This window comes from Chitinophaga sp. CC14 (genome assembly GCF_048957795.1).
In the GTDB taxonomy this organism is placed as follows: domain Bacteria; phylum Bacteroidota; class Bacteroidia; order Chitinophagales; family Chitinophagaceae; genus Chitinophaga; species Chitinophaga ginsengisegetis.
In genome coordinates this window covers 1,052,038-1,067,633 of record NZ_JARBFY010000003.1, presented here as the reverse complement: position 1 = coordinate 1,067,633, position 15,596 = coordinate 1,052,038, and the positions used below count along the sequence as shown (strand labels likewise).

Here is a 15,596-nt window from a genome sequence, read left to right as displayed (position 1 = left end):
ATTACAAAGTATAAATAAAAATCAGCTTGATTAGAAAATCATCGCCAGGAACTAATCAGTTATACCGTATGCCTTACGGATATCCTGTTGCAATATGTTGGGAGCAGGAAGTGTATGTATACCCGTCTTATTCATTGTTAAACCGGCATAAGCCAGGTATTGCTGATAGTTAACAGGAGCGGGCGTTTCCACATATACAAAAAAGTCGGACAGGGATTGTCCGGCAATGGTTTCGCAGGTTTCCCGGAACCCGGCTGGTGTAAATCCGCGTTGGAGTTGCAGGTAATACTGCCGGTATAAAGCCCGCATCACATCATCGAGCGATTGCTTATTATGTGTAGCATAACGGATCCGCAGATCCAGCAGGAAGGCAAGCACCGGCCCTTTTTCATAACAGGAAATGGTTTTGGCCGGATCACCGCCAAAGGGGCCATCATCCCAGGTTTCATAGCTGGCAGCGGTAACAGATTGTACCTTGTTGCCCGGCCGTTGTTCGCACGACTGTATATGCCGGTTCAATGCCTGCAATAAGTCGGCACCCGACATCAGCCCCGCCCTTTGCAGCACGAGGTACTCATAGTATACCGTGAATCCTTCCGATACCCACAGCAGCTTTGTACGATTGGCAGCATCATAATTAAAAGGTCCCAGTTCTACCGGGCGAATCCGCTTTACATTATAATGATGGAAATATTCATGTGCCAGGAAACTATAGGTTCTCTGGCGTGCTGCTTTATCATTTAATTCTTCCCCGGTAAAAGATACGGCCGTTGAATTCAAATGCTCTATACCTCCCTGGCCTGGCCCGATTCCCAGAAAGGTATAGTGATCATAGGGAATATCCCCGATGATCCCGGCTGCTGTGCCGACTATCTTTTCCAGGTCGCTCATAAACTGGTCACGGTTGAAGTTACCCGGCTGAAAAGCGGTGAAATAATGAGGGATCCCTTTTACTTTAAACGCGGGAAACGATTCCAGGTCGCCCATCAGTAAAGGGCTGTCGTACAGCACATCAAAGCTCTCGGCGGTGTAAGTATGCTTACTCAGTGTATCCATTCCCGTAGCCACCTGCCAGTTGCCATATGGCTGTAAAGTGAGGACAACAGGCCAATCCGTTTTCCCCGCTGGATGCATAAAAACACCGGCGGGTGTAATATAGCCGTGGTCCTTATCCAGGTAGCTGGTAGCAACAAAATTACGGCGGGCAGTTACTTTATAAGTGACCTTTACTTCTGCACCGGGCGCATGGGTGATCTCCCAGCTGTTGGCATTTGTTTTATGCCACGGTAATGTGTCATTGGTGGCGCTATATACATGAAAATCTTTCACCTGACCGGCATAGTCCATCAGTTGATAATAACCCGGCGTCCACACCGGGAGCTTCAGCGTGGTGTGGGTGGCGCTGTCCGCCTTGTAATTCATTTCCACTTCATATACGCCTGCAGCCGGTTCGGGCATACGCACATTAAATACTATACGCGGTGATTTCAGGCGGATAATGTTCACCGACAACGCAGGTACTTTCCAGCTGAACTGCGCCGCTGCATTCTGAATCGTGGAAGTATGCGGTGTGTAAGCTTCCGGGGATGCAAATGAATTCTCCGCGTCCGGCTTGCCGGCTGTTAGCGTGATCACCTGCGCAACAGGATTCACTGCAGCTCCGTTCAGGCGAATATCCACATCTACAGCGCTTTCGCCGGCATTCACGATTTTGAGGATAATGTCGCCGTTCTTTTCATCTTTGCCTGCAATAGAAAATAACTTCTGTGGTTCGCGGTAAGTCATGAGCAGTGAATTGTCTACGAAACACTTCACTTCATCATTGTTTACTTCGAGGCGGATATCATACCAGCGACCGGATTCCAGCGGGGCTTTCAACCGCACCGGGTTGCTGATACCAGCCACATCGTATCCGTTGGTAAGACTTTCAAACATGGCATTGGAATTCAGCCAGGAGCCAATATGGGCACGTAAGCAGGTATTAGTATCTTTTACAGCAAAAGGAATAATAAAAGCATTTACCCCACCGGTTTTCCGGGCTTTAAGCGACAGCGTATAGGCATTAAAGTGATGACCTTTCAGGATAGCCAGTTGCTGCGCACCGGCAGCTGTTTGCGCCAGTACACCGGTTTGTCTCTTCCAGCTGCCTCTTACCGGAAGCCAGTCTGTCAGCTGCGGGTCAAGGCGGCTGTTGTAAACAGTATCGCCCTGTTGCACGACGGTAATGTCTTTATACTCCGCTTCCGTATCCCAGGTAGCGAGGCCAATACCTCCCGAAAATTTTGGCGTTACATTCTTTTCCGGCAGCAACATGGTTGTTACCGGATAGTTGAAAGTGGCTTTATGATCATTCAGCATATTCAGCGCGTAATAGGAGATCCTTCCAAAGCTGGCGCCTGCGTTGAAATGAATGAGGTTCACGGGCCAGTCCACATCATGCTCATTCACCAGTAAAGGCGCATAGCTGCTCATCTTCACCAGGTCGGCATTCTTCTCCATGCTCATTACATAAACCGCATCACTGAGGGCGGCCTGCATGTTACCGTTTCCTACGCCGGCGTTGGTAGCATACTCTCCTACATACATCTGCCAGTTGCCCCGTTTGTATTTATCGAAGTGATCAAAGTTGCGCAGGCTCCAGCCGGCATCTTTATAGGCATGTTCATCCACGATATCTGTATGCTGCATGCTGTCGAGGGTATGCCGGTTTACGTCGCCGATGCCCATACTGGCAATGATTTCTATCTGCGGATATTTTTTGTGGATGGCGTTATAAAAAACATTGTACCGTTTTGCATAATCCGGACCATGCTGTTCGTTGCCTACTTCTACGTACCTGAGCGGGAACGGCGCCGGGTGGCCATTGGCAGCGCGTTGTTTTCCCCAACGGGAGGTAACCGGACCAATCGCGTATTCGATCGCATCCAGCGCGCTTTGGATATACGGCGCCACACTATCGTCCGGCACAAAGGTGCCGCTGCGGTATTCACAGGAAATGCCCACATTAAAAACATACAGTGCCGCGGCGTTGATATCTTCGCAAAACTGCAGGTATTCATGATATCCGAAGCCGTTGCTGCTCCAGTAACCCCATGGGCTATACGAAGCCGTACGCTGTTCTACCGGGCCGAGCGTAGTTTTCCAGTCGGGCGCACTTTCCACAGTGATACCTTCCACATAGCAGCCGCCGGGCCAGCGTACAAAGGCCGGTTTCATTCGTTGAATGAGGGTGGCAATATCCGCACGCATGCCATTGGGGCGATCCCGGAAGGTATGCACCGGAAACAGCGATACCATATCCAGCAGCAGGGTGCCGCTTTGGTGAAAGGTAAGCACCAGCCGTCCGGCAGGATCGCTTCCTTTCGCTGTAAGAGTGGCATTATATTTTTTCCAGGAAGCGGTGCCGCCCATCTGCAACACGGTATCTGCCAGGATTTGTCCTGATGCCGTTTGCAGGGAAGCGGTTACTTTTCCCGTGTATCCTTTAACGTTATTTGTAAAGAAGGACAACCGGTAAGCGGCTCCTTTCTCCACATTCATGCCCCAGAAGCCTTCGTTAACAAGGGCTGCGTCTTTGCCGGTTACTTTCACCTGCATCGCGTGCGGCGTGGCGACATTCAACGGATGATCCGTTACCAGCGAAAGTTGCGCATTGTTTTCCGCATGCCACGCCGGCCACCGGCTTTGCAGCGGCCATTCCATTTTCCAGTCGGATACCTGTCCGTGCAGCATGAAATGCGGCTTTTGCGGGAAAGGCACCAGCCAGCCGTTTTCCAGCTTAGTACCAGCCGGAATGCGGTGATCTTCAAAGCCGCGATTTTGCACCATTTCAGCGTATAGTCCTCCTTCACCGGCGTGACTGATTTCTTCAAAGAAAATACCGTGCAGGGTAGCCGGGATAGCAGCCCCCTTCTCGGTGGTATTTACGGTGATTTCAGCCCTTTTCTGGGCAATGGCTGGGATACTCCCTGCAAGCAGGCAGATAACGGCCAGAAAGCCTTGTTTTATGCGGTTCATATATTATTCAACTATCCATTCGTGTATCCCGGCGGCATTATCTGCCGGCAGTTGTATTTCCAGTTTTAAAGCGGTGGTGGTAACCGGCTCAAAAGTGATCACGTTATACTTGTCCTTTTCTATAGTATAAGGTACTTTGGCATTTACCGGTTTCCACTCCCCTCCCTGTTTGTAATACAGCTTCCAGGCAGCGGGCACTCTGCAGCCGCCAAAAGGACCGTCGTCGTACCAGTATACTTTGGAGCTGCTTACAGTATGACTGCTATCAAACGTATACTGTACCCATTCTGTGGTGCCTTTGGCAGGCCACCAATGCAGGTAAAGGGCGCTGTTATCTTTTGAGTCTTTCGGTTCATACTGATCATTCAGGGCCATATACATGCGCTGATTTTTTATAGAAGCCGTTACTTTACTTTTAGAAGCGATGGTGGGTGCAGGTTTCGGACGGGCAGCCGAAGCTTCAAACGGAATCCATACTGTCATTTCAGCGGGACCGCGATTGGCCCAGGAAAAATAGGGTATAGCCGTTACCGTTTGACTGCTTTTAATCAGCGAGTCAGAATTCAGTTGACGGCTGGCAGAATTACCGGGCATTTGCAGGGTCATTACCCCGCTGAGCAGATCCGGACGATATACAGGAGAAACCACCGCATGTTTATCCACGACGATATTTTGCACGGTGGCGTCTTTATTATCCGGTCCCTCCAGGCAATACATAATAGGCCCGCGCTCCAGCGCAAAGCGGGAGTGGTCGTCCTTTACCGCAGCGGCAGCCAGGATCTTTCTTACTTCCATCGGGAAATCCAGTGTCACCTTATCCCCTTTCTTCCACGAACGGTTAATAACAGCATAGCCTTTTTCCGTCGTATAGGCAACGGGGTTACCATTGAGCAGGATGGGAATTTTTACGGCTGAACTGTCTTCTTCAAAATACAGGTTTCCCGGTACCGGCCTGTTTTCCGCCCAGCCCGGAATACGTACCCGGAGTGTGAAAGTAGTAGGTTTGGCAGTATTGATCGTGATTTCGTCTTTTCCATTCCAGGGATAATCCGTTTGCTGAACGATATTTACTTTTCCGGCTTTCAGCTGGATGGTAGCGGAGTCGCCCACGAAAAGATTTACGTACAGGTCATTGTCTTTCTGTGCATATACATACCCCGGCATGGAAGGCAGGAAGCGGGTCATATTGGAAATGCAGCATGCGCATCCAAACCAGGCGCTTCGCTGGTGCTGCCCCATAGAGGCAAGTGGGTTGGGATAAAAGAAGCGGTCGCCGCTGATGGATACCCCGGAGAGCAAACCATTGTACAGCGTGCGTTCCAGCACATCAATATATTTTGCATCGCCGTGCAGCAGGAACATACGGCTGTTCCAGTATACGTTGGCTATGGCAGCGCAGGTTTCCGCGTAGGCCGACATGTTCGGTAATTCATACGCAGCTCCGAATGCCTCTCCTGCACCGGTGGCGCCAATGCCGCCGGTGATATATAGTTTCCGGTCCACCACATCATCCCAGATATCATCAATGGCTGTCAGGTATTTGCGGTCGCCGGTTAAAGCGGCCACATCGGCCATACCGGTGTACATATAAGTAGCGCGCACCGCATGCCCTACGGCTTCGTGCTGGTCTGTTACCTTCTTGTGCGACTGGCTATACTCCTGGCTGTAGTGGGTACCCGGACCACGAACGTCCAGGAAAAATTTGGCCAGGTCGAGATAGGACTTGTTGCCCGTTACCCGGTACAGGCGCGTGAGCCCTGTTTCCACGATCTGGTGACCGGGGAATTTTTCTTCCTTGCCCCAGCCGAAATCCCGCACCAAAAGATCGGCGTTACGGATGGCAATATTCAGCAGCGTTTTTTTACCCGTGGCCTGGTAATGCGCTACCGCCGCTTCAAACAGGTGACCGGAATTATACAATTCATGGCTCAGGTCTTCTTCCTTCTCCCATCTTTTACTGCCAATCCATTCATGAGGCTTTGCTGCTTTCACCGTGCGGAAGGTATAGAGATATCCATCTTTCTCCTGGGCGGCGCCGATAATACTGATCAGTGTATCCAGGTACTTTTCCAGACCAGGATTGGGCTGCATCTGCAATCCGTAGGAAGCCCCTTCGATTACCTTATACAGATCAGTATCATCAAAGGTGTATTCGGTGAGTTTATCACCCGGTATCTTACCCGCCGCACGTAAAAAGTTATCGATGCGGCCTGTCTTTCTACATTGCTCCAGTGTATACGGAATCGTCACACTGGCATTGGTCCTTATCTTCGGCGCCCAGAAATTATCATTCACCCGCACCTGTGTAAAAGCCACCGGTTTAATCGGATAATCTTTCTGTAACTGCGCCTGCACTGTAATGTTGGCCATCAGCATACCGGCGCCGGCCAGCGCCGCCTTTCCCCAAAATGATCTCATACCTTTTATCTTTATAGTCTTACAATATAATATTTTATAATTGTCTAGATAACAATTATGTCTAATACAGGGTGCATACAGGTGCCAGGTAACAGCCACCTGCCGGGAAATAAATAGTTATTCATAACACTAGTTGGATTTACGGTGGACAAGGATGCCGGTTGAATATAATTGTCATAATGACATTTAAAAGTATTGATAAAAAAAGAGGAATACTGCGTAGATATTAACGAGTATTCCCAACATTTTGTCAATCCCAAAACCTTGTCCTGTAGCGAAGTTTCCTGCAATCGATTACTACAGGCATCAGGATAATTTTGTTGTCAATCTTACGGCGTATAGCATCCCATCAGCATTTATTATTCACTGCAGCGGAGCAGCACTACCCCATGCGGAGGCACATCCACGGTGTAAGCAACAGGTATAACACCGAGGTCGCGCTGGGTCCATACATTTCTTACCTGTGGCTTCGCAGACAGGTCAATGTCTTTCCACGGTACCGTAAGATGCCGGTATTGCCGGTCTTTATTAAAGATGCCTACCGCCTTACTTCCATCAGCCAGGGGTTTCACCCACACTTCGTAGTGCGCCGTGGCAATACGCCGTCCGGCAGCTACCCCCAGCGTATCCTGGTCGATGGCCAGCACTTCGTCATTGGTGAGCAGGTTAAGCGTAAAAGTATCTATCCTGCTGATGTCGCACCCAATAAGCAACGGGGCTGCGAGCAGGCTCCACAGGCTCACATGCGTATATTGCTCGTCCGGCGTAAGCCGCGTGGGATGCAGATTTTCGCCCCAACCCACCTGTCCTACAATCATCATGTCCGGATCATTCCAGTTACCGGGACGGGCGTACTTCTCAAGTGGATATTGCCCGAAGCCGATGCCAGCCATGCTTTCCCAGGTATCATCAATATCTTCTGTGGTGCGCCAGGTTTGTGCATCTACCTGCGGTCCCCATTTCCACACTTCTCTCAATCCATACTGGCAAAGGTTATACACGATATCACGGGGATACTTCCGGATGGCTTGCTGCATAACCCGGAACGGATGAATGAATGTTTCGAGGCTGGTGTCCGCAGGCATTACCTGGTCGTAACTGCACCAGTCGTATTTAAGATAATCTATTCCCCAGTTTGCATAGGTAGCAGCGTCCTTCTCCTCATTCCGGTAAGAACCCAGGAATCCGCCACAGGTAAGCGGACCCGGAGAAGAATACATTCCAAATTTCAGTCCGCGGCTGTGCAGCCAGTCGCCCAGCCCTTTCATATCGGGAAACTTTCCGTTAGGAAGGATACTGCTGTCAGCTGCACGCCGGGGTTGCTGCCAGCCATCGTCAACATTAATATAATTCCAGCCATGATCTGCCAGTCCTTTGTCCAGCAGTGCCTGCGCAGAGCTCTTCACTTTGTCTTCACTTACGCTGAGGCCCCAGCAATTCCAGCTGTTCCATCCCATTGGCGGCGTTAAGGCAATAGTGCCACCTGCTTTCAGCAACAGCGACTGTGTAGCTACACCGGGTACGTTAGTCACGGTAACACCTATACGATAATTACCGGCCTGTTTTATCACACCGGTAATTACCCCATTGGTACTATCAATCATTAAACCTTCCGGCAACCCGGATGCGTGGTAATGCAACGGGGCCGTTCCGGTGGCGGCCACTTTAAAGATCACGGGCGTGCCCGGACTAACGCCATACACCGGGGCACTGTTGATCCGTGGCGCGGGCGCAGGCGCCGGTGTTTGAAGATAGGGTACCTCCAGTTCTCCCTTCAGCTGGTGCCCGGTAGCCGTTTCCGTGAAACAATAACGTAAACGGATACCCGCTCTGTGAGGCGCCTCCATGATAAACGCCCCTTTTGATTCCGGCGTAAGTATCATGGTCTGCATATGACTCGATATCTTCTTTCCAGCCGCTAAGTCAAATATATCACTACGGAGTGTACCCTTTACCGTAGTATTGAACAAATTAGTGAGTCGCACCGGTAATGCTGTCTTTTTATCACTGAAAATGATCTGGTCTTCCGGCAGCGTTAACCGGATACCATCTATTTTCCGGAGCAGGTCCACATAAGGGGTACCCATAAAAATACCGCCGGTACCGCCGCCATCAAACACTCTTACGGCTATCACATTTTCTGCATCCCAGCGGATAGCTTTATCTGCAGCGGGAATATGATACTCCCGGATGTATGGCCACTTACTAACGTAGCCGCCTACATCATGGGGGAAGCTCCCGGTTTGCCCTATCCGCACGCCATTCAACCAGGTTTCATCCACATCATTTACATGCGCAAGGTAAATACGCAAGGAGTCTTTCCAGGCAGCCTGTTGTTTCAGGCTGCGGGGAATAACTACCTTCATACGGTACCAGCCATACCCGTGATAGTCCGGAAAGCCCTGCGACTGCCACACTTCACCGGCCTTTATACGTTTCCAGTGCTGATCGCTATAACCCGGCGACGCCCATTGCAGGGAGTCGCCTGTTGTAAACGCAGCTTCTTTCAATATCAGTGCATCGGGATGCTGGGCTATCGCCGGCAAAGCAAAGCAAATCATTAATACTACATACCATCCATGCTTCATACATCCGGTCATCGCATCTTTCATTTGTCGTTTATAACTTCGTCACATTTGGCAATCGCACTATCACTTCATAACTGCCTTCAAATAATATCTGGAAACCAAACCGCGGGTTGGCCGACCAGGCTTTGGGTGCAGCGCCATCCATTTTAATAAACCACGCGGGAATGCGGTAATAGATCAGGTAATTGACATAACCGGGGATCAGCTTCGCCGGATAAGGAGCAATGGCATAATCCGTGATCAATGCAGTATCCGTTACCACCACCGGGTTAAATCTTGCATAGGAAGCAAAGGACGGCCGGTCGCCACGGGTAATCACCTCCCCTTTCTTTGGGTTAAATAGTTTCCCGTTCTTATCCATGATCTTTAACATCACTTTGGTACCGGAAGCGGATATACGTTTTAACTCCATCGTGCCTTTCATCTCGCCGGGAAAAGTATTGGTAACAGAATCGTACCCGGGAATCACCGGTATTTCCGTCATACGGATATACTCAGGATCTTCAATATGCAGGCGGGCGATGTTCTTATACACCTTACTCCCGTTAACATTGGTCGCTTTCACATCAAATTCATACACCCCATTAGGAATGTTAGCGGAAGGCGATTTAAACAGGAACCCGCCATTCACCGGGTTAAACTCAAAAGGCAACTCCTGCAAACTGTCCTGCTTTGCGCGCAACTCAGCAATTGTGGTATCGGTATCCGGGTCAAAAGACATTTTATCTTTAAATACCCATACCGGGTATTTGGTGGTAAACGCGGCTGGTAACTTCCCTCCTCCTACCGGCCGTATATCCAGCATTTCAAATGTTACCGGTGGCGTGGAGCCATCGAATAAAATGCCGGGATAACGGGCCGTAATTCCTTTCGGAATAAATATCTCCGGGCTTTTGTAACGGATACCATCGCTCAGAAAACCTTCTTCCACTTTGGTACATGCAGCATTCATCAATACAAATGCGCTGATGGCGAATAAGATATATTTCATAGTCATCTTATTTTTAGTTTTCCCTGTAAATGTAAAATCCCATGTTGGCGTTGGCCTCCAATACATGCACCATACCTGTAGCAGTACGTACTTCAGAAGTTTGCACATACGCATAAAAATCCGGGTCCCTGTTCTCCGTGCCATCCGGTACATCTTCATCTGCCAGTCCGAATACCCGCCGTATCTGTATCCTGTTGGTAGTAGACCGGATACCACTTACATCGATATAATACTTTTCCAGCAGCAGAAAATAATTCCCTTCGCTGTTGATGTTGGTAAAACTCTTCTTCGTATAGCTCATGGCTTTCTTATCAATTACACCTTTGAATATATGCCGCCGCAGGTAAAACTTAATACTGTCGGTCGTCAAACTATCCAATGTAAATTTGATGTTTTCGTTGTTATACTTCCGTTGTAACGCGCGTGTTTGCTGCGCCAGGAAATTGGCTACACCGGAATTTGTGGGTGAAAAGAAAGTTATATCCCCGTTGATCTCGTCTTTCATTCCTGCGCGGTCTATCAGCATTACCACGGTATCCAGCACTTTACTTTCTTTCAGGAAATCGTAGGTCGGCATCTTCCTGATCCTTTCCAGGTTGGTATTGCCTTCATCAACCAGGTAGTTATCTTTTTTACACGCTGCCAGGATCAGCAGTGATCCGAGTAGCAGATGAATGATCTTCATGATAAATAATTTGGATAAAAATTAAATTTTACCTGCCCAGTATTTATTCTGCACCAGCAATCTGTTGTTGTTGAACAATGCAGGGTCCAGCGGCATAAGGAAGCCTTCCTGGTTGTACCTGGCGGGTGTAAGCCAGGGCACCACCGACCGCTTCATCCTTACATCATCAAAATAAAGCTGGCCTTCCATAAACAGTTCGCGCGAACGCTCTGTCATGATTTCATCCATCAGGCTGTTGTAAGTGAGCGGCGATTCGCTTACGTACAGTGCAGAGTCCATCTGCGGCTGGTTACGCGAGCGACGGAAACTCCGCAGCTGTGAATAAGCTTGTCCCAATTCTCCTTTGTATACGGCGATTTCCATGCGGTTCAGCAATACATCTGCATACCGGATCAGGGAAACATTGTTATCCAGGTAAGGTTCCGCCTGTTGATTTGGATTGTTGTAGATGATGTTACTGTATTTTGTTAAGATGGGCTGGGAGCCGTCTGCATCGTAGAGAAACAAACTTCTTCGTATATCCGTATTAGGTAGTGTATCTTCCGGATTAGGACCCGTTTGAATAATGCGCGGGTACAGGTTACTAACAATGCTGTTGCCCAACAGCAGGGGGCTCCAGTCTGTTTTTGCCAGTACCGGGATCCTCAGAAACTTCATGGGCATCAGGTTGTTTGAACCCTCGTTATAGGCATAGCGCGTATATAATTCAAAGATACTTTCGCGGGTGTTGCCGGTAAATACTTTTGCATACTGGATACTGTCCACCTTCCCACCGGGAGCCGGCAAACCGTACAACCCGCTGCCGATAATGCTTTCCACCAGCGCAGAAGCTTTTGCCACATCTGCCATATCCGGCGTAGCTTCAAATACCGGCTTTTTAATTACGCAGGCGCGCCACAGGTATACCTGTGATTGCAGCGCCATCACCGCCGCTTTATTAGGAACGGTCCCCCTGTTGGCTTCCACTTCATAAGTCATATCCAGGCAGTTAGCTGCCGAGTCGAGATCGTTCAGGATCTGTTGTACTACTATATTTTTATCAGTACGCGCCAGCGGCTTATTGGCAATGGGATCAGGGTCCGGTGTTAATACCAGCGGCACGTCTCCAAAAGTGCGAAGCAACTGAAAGTACACATAGGAGCGGATAAAAAGAGTTTGCCCGGCAATGTTCTTCCGGCCTTTTTCCGGATCATCCGCAAAGGTATCGTCCGGTACCAGCGGCAGCTTTTCCAGTATCAGGTTTGTTTGCAGAATGGTACTGTAAAACCTCGACCAGTTACGGAAAACATCCAGGTAGTTCATTTCAAACTTACCCACCTGTATGTTCCAGTCGGAATTGGAAAAATAAGGTCCGCTCCTGATGATGATAAACTGATCGCCCAGCGTCATGTCGCCCAGGTTATGAAAGTAATCCTGGTCGAGCATATTGGCGCGCAGCGAAGCGTATGCGCCTGCCAATGCCTTCTTCATATCATTCTCCGACTTCCAGAATTTCTCCTCGTAAGTAGTATCCTTTGGCTCCTGGTTCAGCATTTTCTTACACCCCGATAAAAATGCTGCCACTATAATGATGATAATTAAAGTCCGTTTCATAAAAAGTGTTTAGCTGTTTTTAAAATCCTACATCGATGCCCAGTGTATACTTATGCGGGCTCGGATAGCCGACACCGTTATACTCCCCGTAAGGGTTCACATTTTCCGCATCCGGTAATCTTTTGGATGCCTGGAACATGTATACATTGTCCATCAGACCATAAAACCGGAGGCGGTTCAGATGCAGTGGTTTCAGTGCTTTTTCTTTGAGGGTATAGCCAAATGATACGTTCTTGATCCTGAAATAATCTCCTTTCTCCAGGAAGAAGGTTTGATCTGCACGGTAATAATAACGGTAAGTACCAATATCCATTCTTGCATACTGGGCCTTATCACCAGGCTTGCGCCAGATATTCATAGACGAAAGATCTGATACCGCATATTTGGAGAATTCATTACCTGAACCATCCCAGCCGTAGCGGCCATAGGTGTCGGATTCATACAGGTTCAGCACATCTCTTTTAAACGTGAAGGTGCAAAGGAATCCAAAAGTAAAATTCTTCCAGTAAAAGTTTTGTGTGATACCGCCAGTGAGGAAAGGATTAGGATTTCCGTAAGGAATTTTATCGCCGGTGATGCCGCCATTAAAGGCATCAATAATACCATCGCCATCCAGGTCAGCAAAAATAAACTCGCCGGCTCTGAAAGGGTTATTGGCAGCGGGATCATTCACGGCTCCCACTCCGAATTTCTTACCGGTGTATTTATCCGTAGGCACATCATCATCGGTAGCATATACACCCAATGTTTTCAACAGGTAAAAAGTATTCACTGCTTTTCCACGGGTAAGGATATGCGTGGTATTAAACAGGTTACCAAAGGTAAGATCCCTGTTATCATTAGGCATACTAACCACTAAATTCTGGTTCATGCTTACATTCCACATTATTTCCCAACGCAGCGCACTTTTCTCCGGCATTACATTCCTGAACTGGAAATTGATATCAATACCGGAATTGCGTAATTGTGCGCCGTTTGTTTTAGCAGTGGCGATACCAGTAGTGCTCTGCAGGTTCATATCAATGAGTCCTGCTTTACTATTCTTCACATATACATCGGCGCTGAAATAATATTTACCGTTCATCAGCTCTGCTTCTATCCCACCGTTCCAGCTGGCGGTTTTCTCCCAGCTGATATCTTTCTGCGCTACGCCACCAGAGCCAAATTGCGGGGTAATGGTTACTGCGCCGTTGTAAGTATTGGGATTTAATCCGCTGCCGTTATACCCGGCGGCGCCTACGTTATAAAGACTGTACTGCAAATAGTAATCGCCTGGCAGGTTACCCAGCACACCATAACTACCGCGCAGTTTCAGCATGGACAACCAACTGGAATAACGGCGCATAAAAGGTTCATTGCTGATCATCCAGCCTGCGGAGATAGCGGGAAAATATCCCCACTTGTTATCCGGTCCGAAGCTGGAAGCAGCATCACCACGCAGGGATGCAGAGAAGAGATAGGTGCTTTTATAATCGTAGTTCACCCTTGAAAACAGGGAGAGGATACCAAAGGCGGCATATGAAGAACTGCCGTACAGATAAGGCCCCTGCGGGAAACCATTCACCACCTGGATCTGATCACTGGCGCCACGGTCGCCCCGTGCATAGGTATTCTGATAAGTGCTGTACTGCACCTCCTGCCCTACGATGGCGTTGATGGTATGTTCTTTGCCTTTTCCGAATACAGCGTTCCAGTTCAGGTCATTGGAGGTAGTATAGCTTTGCTGCAGCCCGCTGGTAGATGATGCAGAGTTACCGAGGTCAGCGTTCAGTTCACCGGGTACTGATACATCGCGGCGGCTCATCACCATAGATACGGAGTTACGGGAGCGGAACGACAACTGGCTGGATAACCGCAGCTGCACAGAGATATCGCCATTCACCTGGTTATCGGTATTGATATCCATGTTACTGGAATATCGCCCTAACACACGCTGCAAGCTGTTCTCGTCCGGTGCAAACAGGGAGGAAGGCATGCTTTGTCCCACGGCGCCAAAGAGGTCGGCGCTGCCGGAGCCGCGTCCTCTCTCCATGCGGGCCAGCCTGATGTTAGGTACTACTTCCAGCGCGCCGTTTTTGGTACGTATAGAGGAGGAATAGTTGAGCGTATAGCGTTTAAACCCGGAGGCTTTCACAATTCCATCTTCCATATATAACCCGGCCGACAGGCGGTAGGTGTTATACTCCGTTCCCCCGTACACGTTAAAGTCCACATTCCGTACCAGACCATTACGGTAGAACAGGCGTTGCCAGTCGGTAGATTTATTCAGGTCAGGGTTCAGACTGTCCGTCATGATGAGGTTCTTATGCGTCAGCCTGTCGTAGTTGCCTTCAAACGCATCATCATACAAGCGGATCTTTTCGCGGCGTTCTGCTGCGCCCACCAGTACCTGGCGGAGTTTAGGGATCTGCGTTAAACCGCCATAGGCCGATACGCTGAAGCGTGGCGCACCGGTGCGGGCGCGTTTTGTTTTGATGATGATCACCCCGTTGGCGCCGCGGGAACCATACACCGCGGCGGCGGCAGCATCTTTCAGTACATCCACCGATTCAATTTCGTTGGGGTTCAAACCGGCGATGTTGTTGGTGCCTGTACCGATGTCCGGCCCTACCATATCATCATTGAACTGCGGTACATCATCAATCACATACAGTGGTTTGTTTAGTATTTTATACTGATTGCTTTGGTAAGAAGTACCGATAGCGGTATTACCTCTCACGGAGATGGTGGGTGCAGCGCCGGGTTCCCCGGTGAAATTCTGCACATTTACGCCGGCCATACGCCCCTGCAGGAGTTGTTCAAAACTACCGGCGGGAATGTTTTCAATATCTTTTCCTTTGATACTGGAAACCGCCGCAGTGGCTTTGCGCCGGTTCACTGTCTGGTAGCCGATCACCACTACATCACCTAATGCGCCGCTCTGTGCGGTAAGCACTACGTTAAGATGCGTGCGGCCTTTTAATTTCTGTTCCTGTTTGAGATAACCAATAAAACTGAACTCCAAAGTGGCATCAGGTGGCGCCGACAGGGAAAACTCTCCCTTATCATCCGTGACTACCCCCTGGGAATTCCCTTTAATTTTGACCGAGGCGCCCGGCAGAGGCCCGCTTCTTTCATCTGTAATTTTGCCGCTGACTTTTACGTTCTGGGCAACAGATGGTAAGACCGCCAGTAAGGCGATAAAGGCCATGACAATTTTTTGCATGGGATTAGGTTTAAGCGATGTTGAAAAATTCTGGTTGATATACGATGTTACAGGTCCGCACACGGTGCGTCTACAAAATATTAAACTTTATTCCGGTTG

General features: G+C 49.2%; 7 protein-coding genes. All 7 read right to left on the bottom strand.

Translation table 11 applies throughout. The annotated features are described in order from the left end of the window. Window positions 1-51: 51 nt before the first annotated feature. Window positions 52-4,017 (bottom strand): alpha-L-arabinofuranosidase C-terminal domain-containing protein, encoded by a 3,966-nt coding sequence (locus PV783_RS14435; RefSeq protein ID WP_420988513.1) that lies wholly within the window; start codon window positions 4,015-4,017, stop codon window positions 52-54. Window positions 4,018-4,020: 3 nt separating this feature from the next. After that, complete coding sequence (locus PV783_RS14430; protein ID WP_420988512.1) at window positions 4,021-6,435, bottom strand: glycoside hydrolase family 127 protein; 2,415 nt, start codon at window positions 6,433-6,435, stop codon at window positions 4,021-4,023. A gap of 359 nt (window positions 6,436-6,794) precedes the next feature. Beyond that, the gene (locus PV783_RS14425; protein WP_420988511.1) at window positions 6,795-9,047 is read right to left on the bottom strand and encodes a putative Ig domain-containing protein; all 2,253 of its coding nucleotides are present in this window, start codon (window positions 9,045-9,047) and stop codon (window positions 6,795-6,797) included. 7 nt (window positions 9,048-9,054) lie between these two features. Next, entirely contained in the window at window positions 9,055-10,014 is a 960-nt protein-coding gene (locus tag PV783_RS14420; protein WP_168771414.1) for a DUF5007 domain-containing protein, read from the bottom strand. A 13-nt stretch (window positions 10,015-10,027) separates the two neighbouring features. Further along, window positions 10,028-10,699 (bottom strand): fasciclin domain-containing protein, encoded by a 672-nt coding sequence (locus PV783_RS14415; RefSeq protein WP_420988510.1) that lies wholly within the window; start codon window positions 10,697-10,699, stop codon window positions 10,028-10,030. A 21-nt stretch (window positions 10,700-10,720) separates the two neighbouring features. Continuing rightward, complete coding sequence (locus PV783_RS14410; RefSeq protein WP_336386170.1) at window positions 10,721-12,292, bottom strand: RagB/SusD family nutrient uptake outer membrane protein; 1,572 nt, start codon at window positions 12,290-12,292, stop codon at window positions 10,721-10,723. Between the two features lie 19 nt (window positions 12,293-12,311). Next, window positions 12,312-15,497: a SusC/RagA family TonB-linked outer membrane protein gene (locus PV783_RS14405; protein ID WP_420988509.1), complete on the bottom strand. Its 3,186-nt coding sequence runs from the start codon at window positions 15,495-15,497 to the stop codon at window positions 12,312-12,314. Between the last annotated feature and the right edge of the window lie 99 nt (window positions 15,498-15,596).